The organism is Vibrio sp. V23_P3S9T160 (assembly GCF_963886625.1).
GTDB classification, from domain to species: domain Bacteria; phylum Pseudomonadota; class Gammaproteobacteria; order Enterobacterales; family Vibrionaceae; genus Vibrio; species Vibrio anguillarum.
Genome location: NZ_CAWPDB010000087.1, coordinates 1 through 2,680, shown reverse-complemented (window position 1 = coordinate 2,680; position 2,680 = coordinate 1). Strand labels below are relative to the sequence as shown.

The 2,680-nt window shown below is 41.9% G+C and carries 2 protein-coding genes and 1 pseudogene; 1 reads left to right on the top strand and 2 read right to left on the bottom strand.

What is annotated here, in order from left to right; all coding sequences use genetic code 11:
- Positions 1-209, top strand: a pseudogene (locus AACU59_RS04530) (IS4 family transposase); the annotation flags it as partial.
- Between the two features lie 52 nt (positions 210-261).
- Here the strand turns inward: AACU59_RS04530 and AACU59_RS04525 are convergent.
- Both AACU59_RS04525 and AACU59_RS04520 read right to left on the bottom strand, forming a co-directional pair.
- Positions 262-1,233 carry a ParB/RepB/Spo0J family partition protein gene (locus AACU59_RS04525; RefSeq protein ID WP_017049342.1) on the bottom strand — a complete coding sequence of 324 codons (972 nt, stop codon included), beginning with the start codon at positions 1,231-1,233 and terminating at the stop codon, positions 262-264.
- Between the two features lie 6 nt (positions 1,234-1,239).
- The gene (locus AACU59_RS04520) at positions 1,240-2,457 is read right to left on the bottom strand and encodes a ParA family protein (protein WP_026027506.1); all 1,218 of its coding nucleotides are present in this window, start codon (positions 2,455-2,457) and stop codon (positions 1,240-1,242) included.
- Positions 2,458-2,680 lie beyond the last annotated feature (223 nt).

The following is a 2,680-nucleotide window of genomic DNA, read 5'->3' as shown; positions in this document are numbered from 1 at the left end:
TGAGTTTTAACGGCACATTAGCTCATGTATCTGCGTTACTTGTAGGCTTACCTTACTCAACACCAGGAGCAATACCTCGTCAGTTAAAGGGTTTTCACAACATGGCTGAAAGCTTAATACTTGAAGGGCGAAGGGAAAGAACATTCCCTAGAACAGTTAAGCCTAGACCACAACGGTATGCTAAGAACAAAAATGCCGTTCACTCTTAAGTGAACGGCATTACCGCCGTGGCGGGTTTTTTAGTCTTTACATGATGGATGTTTAATCAAGCTTAGATTGAATAAAATCTAATATTTCTTGCACCGTAGCATCATCCACCTTTTTCAAATTAAGCGCTAAATTACTGCCTTTACGACTGTAACTTACGCGGCCTTTGATCAGATCAATTTTTACATGCTCAGTGCGCTTAGGTGGCAACAACTCTTGTATCCAAGACTCAATTGTCTCTGTGACTTCTTTCGTCAATCGGGCAACACCTTGTACGCTACTACGCTGCCAAACAAATCCATCTTCAGATTGACACTTTTCCAACAAATTTGCTTGTTGCTTTGCATCAAGTTCATTAAATTGTTTATGTAATTTAACTATGGTTGGACGACCTAATTCAACCACATTTGGATAAGCTTGCAATAGCTCAAGTGGCAAAGCCGCTGCTTTTAGAGCACCACTTACTAGGGCCTCACTGCATTGAAATATCTTGGCTAAAGCTTTTTGGTCTTCCGCTTCACCATTATCCAGCTTCGCTTGCATCTCTTTACCCTTCTCATAAAGAGAAAGCGGCTTGTGCGCGTTTGCCACATCCGAAAGAAACTTCGCATGTTCCGAGTTTATGTCTTCAGCCACATAAACCAAAAATTCTTTACCCGCCAAGATACAAGACATTCGACGACGGCTGCCATCAAGGACTTCAATTTTTCCCCCAGCGGTTTTACGACCAACCGCAGGATATTGCTGACCACGCTCGCGTAATGTACTCAATACATCAGATAGAGCATGCTCATTCAGAAAAGCTTGTTCACGCGCATTCTGCGTAAAAACAATCGTCTTTTCCGCTACTTGATCTGCGGGAATCCTGACCAGTTCGAAAGTGACTAACTCTTCTCCCGCAACCGCCAATTCGATGATTTGCGCTTGTTCTTTCGCTGCCGTTTGGGCTTCTTGCGGGGTGGTTGCACGTCGCTTATTCGCTTTACCAAACAGTTTCGCATTTAGTTCAGACGTTTTAATTGCCATGTTTACTTACCCCTGATTTAGTGATGACCAATGACTGTGAAGCACTCGCTCAAGCTCCAGTGCACTTTTTTGCACAGCGTCTTGCGCAGTCGCTAGCGTCTTTTTACCACCTTCAAAATCGCTGGTGGTGAGATCAAAAACGGTGCTGTAGGTGTCAGCACAGGTTTCAAATGCTCGGCTACGCGGAATCGTCGCCATCATGACTTGATCACCCAACAGGTAATTCATTTCCGTTAATACCGAGACTTGCTTTTTATTATCATCTTCAAACATCGTCGGCATCAAACGTACAAATTCTAACCCTTTCCAATCTTCTGGAAACATTTCATAAACCGTAGGAAGGTGTTGAAAGAAATTGACGGTTGACGCCCAATCTAATCGCTTAGCCGCGCACGGGATCAGTAATGCATTGGAAGCATACATTGCATTCCATACCAATGGATCAACGTGTGGGCCAGTATCAATCATAATGATGTCAAAATCATCGCCAATCTTATCGATAAGTTTCTCTTTCAGCAGTCGAACAATATCAAGCGATTGATTTTGCGAAAGATACTGCCACGCTTCTGCGTTAAACATTGCATCTTCAGGAAATGCAGAGATGGTTTTTAAATTGGGATATTGGGTTGGCAACATCACGTTCTTATGTAAGAACGCCTTGTCCACTTCAGTGTCTTCAGGCACGTTGTCTAACATAATATCAACGGCAGAATAGATATTACTGTGCTCTGATAAACTTATTTGCGGGTTGAGAAATAACCGTAATGAACCTTGCGGATCTAAGTCAATCAAGCAGATACGGTAACGCTGATCCAAATTCAGGGCGAGGCACGCGGCTAGATGGACAGCCGTCATTGATTTACCTGTCCCCCCCTTTTGGTTCTGAACATTGATGACCCAAGGCTTATGATCACCATGCTTTTTCCTTTGGTGGAACTTAGGCACACCAGCGGCATCCATGAGCATGTGGGCTTCCGCTAAAGAAATTGAATAGTGATTAGCATTGTTTTTAGTAAATTGATGGCCAGCTTGTTCCATTTTGGAAATGGCATCATCTAGCTTACGGCGTGTTAAGCCTGAACGAGTTTCCATTAGCGCTTTTGACATCGCTGGGAAATGGTCATCACTACGTTCTTCTAAAACAATTTCAATTCGGTCAGCTTGCACCTGTTGAGTTTGCTCGGCGAGCTGGTAGAGATTCGCTATGGTTTGTTCTCTTTTCATTGCCAAATTCCATAATAAGTACCTAACGCAGATTGTACAGCAAATAATTTAATACTCAACAAAAAGGTGAACATTCACTTTTAGATTAATATCACAATAAATAGAAAAATATATCGGAATTTAATGAATTGACCTCATTATGGTCATCATTTTTCCTTAAATAATGGGCAACTTATCCATTATTTATTTGAACATTAAAAATATTACAACGTAACTTATTTAC